The following is a 2,033-nucleotide window of genomic DNA, read 5'->3' as shown; positions in this document are numbered from 1 at the left end:
TAAATGAGTCTGAATTACGGGATTTCATTTTATATACATATCCGGCAATAAAATCAACATTGGGTAAGGCACTAATGCCGGTAATGGTATAAGCCTCATGTGTGTTTGGTACCATTCTACTATCTTGTCTATTCAAATAGGGAAGGTTGAATGATTGACGGTATGCACGGATATTAATTTCTTCATTCAGTTTAAGCTGAACATAACTTTGTCCCAACACATCAAAACCATTCTGAACAGGTTCCAGTAAATTCGTACCTCCTTCATTTTGCGCACCGTTAACTTTTTGTGATGTGTAATAGCTTGCACCTATTGAAAGACGATCAAATAAATAACCTGACTGGTAATCAATCGAACCGCCCACAGCCCATGCCTTATTATCATTACTACCATCGGCATCAATAATTCCATCATTATCTCGATCAAAATCAAAGGTCCTGAAATTAAATCCAAGTTTTGTATCACGTAAAAATGGTGGAAGGTCCTGGAGTTTTTGTTTCAATATTGGAAAAATGGGACCTTTTAGACGCTTGATAATAAATGAGGACGACAAGGGTCCTTTTATCTCGTCAGCGGAACTCGGATGCGGGTTTTCATCCAGTATATAAGCAGCTTCAGTAGCATAGAGGCTGGATGGACCCATAATAATGATGATCAATAAAATTGTAATACACAAAAAATCTGTACTTTCTGTTAGCAGAAAGCAATAAGCCCGCCAAAGCGGATTTTTCAGGAGGTGTGTATTCCATCCATTCACGTTTTGTGTGACGTGATTTTGGCAGCCTAGAAATTCGTAAGGAAAAAGGGAATAAGCAAAGCATTAACCAGATCGATGAAAAACGCACATACCAGTGGAACGATAACAAACGCCAGATGTGAAGCGCCGTAACGTTTAGTCACTGCCGACATGTTTGCCATGGCGGTGGGTGTCGAACCCAGCGAAATTCCGCCGAACCCGGCGCAAATAACGGCAGCATCGTAACTACGTCCCATCAGGGGGAAAACCACAAACAAGGTCAGGCTGACTGCAATTAGAAACTGAGCGCCGAGTATCGTAAAGATAGGGCCAGCGAGATCAACCAACGTCCATAGCTGCATGCTCATCAGCGACATCGCCAGAAAGGCGCCCAGTGATACTTCGGCAATCAGGGCGATAGCCGGTTTGCGGCTGGGCCAGACAGTGCCAGAGATACGCGGGAAGGATTTCGGGATCAGATTGGTGATAAGAATGCCGGCAAACAGGCAGGTCACGAACAGCGGTAGCTTGAGTCCAAGGTGTTCCAGCCCATCGTTGATTATCAAGCCGAGAATGGCACACACATGAATAGCAAGAATGGCATCCAGAAAGTCCATGTGATTGATCCCGTGTTTGCCCGTCTGTTCTTCCGCTACGCCAATATCCAGTGGTTCCACCTTTGCCGGTACCAGTTTATGTTTTGTAATGAGGAATTTTGCGATAGGTCCGCCCATCAAACTGGCAAGAATAAGACCGAAAGTGGCGCAGGCGATGCCAACCTCCATGGCGTTAGCGATCCCGTAGTCCTCGGCGATTCTCGGTGACCAGGCAATGGCCGTCCCGTGCCCGCCAATCAGGGAAACCGTACCGCCGAGCATGCCGATCGCTGTGGGCTGGTCGAACAGCGCGGCCACCGTAATGCCGATAATGTTCTGCAAGAACATATAGGCAATAGTGACCGAAAGCAGGATCACCAGCGGTTTCCCACCCGTCAACAGGTCTTTCAGGCTGGAGTTGATGCCGATGGTAGTGAAAAAGTAAATCAGCAGAACATCCCGAGCTGCCAGATCGAAACTTATTTCGATGTCACTGATAACGTACAGCAACGCAATCAGCAGGGAAGCTATCAACCCGCCAGTGACCGGTTCCGGTATGCTGAATTCCTTGAGAAAACCGACAGCGTCATTTACCCGCTTGCCGACAAACAGCACGACGATACCCAGTGTAAACGAAAGAAAACCGCTGAGTTGCAAAACACCGTTATCGAATTCTATAGGGGATAAAGGTTCCATAGGGG

2 protein-coding genes are annotated in these 2,033 nt (G+C 46.6%); both read right to left on the bottom strand.

Annotated elements, in window-relative coordinates:
• Positions 1-643, bottom strand: a 643-nt coding sequence (locus tag V3S16_RS12875) for an OprD family outer membrane porin (protein ID WP_413885561.1), incomplete at its 3' end; no start/stop codon positions are given.
• A gap of 140 nt (positions 644-783) precedes the next feature.
• On the bottom strand, positions 784-2,033 hold a 1,250-nt coding region (gene gltS / locus V3S16_RS12870; protein ID WP_413885559.1), incomplete at its 5' end, for a sodium/glutamate symporter.

Source organism: Candidatus Desulfatibia sp., from assembly GCF_036446775.1.
Lineage (GTDB): Bacteria > Desulfobacterota > Desulfobacteria > Desulfobacterales > UBA11574 > Desulfatibia_A.
Note: the sequence above shows the minus strand (reverse complement) of the source record. Positions and strands in the feature narration are given on the sequence as shown.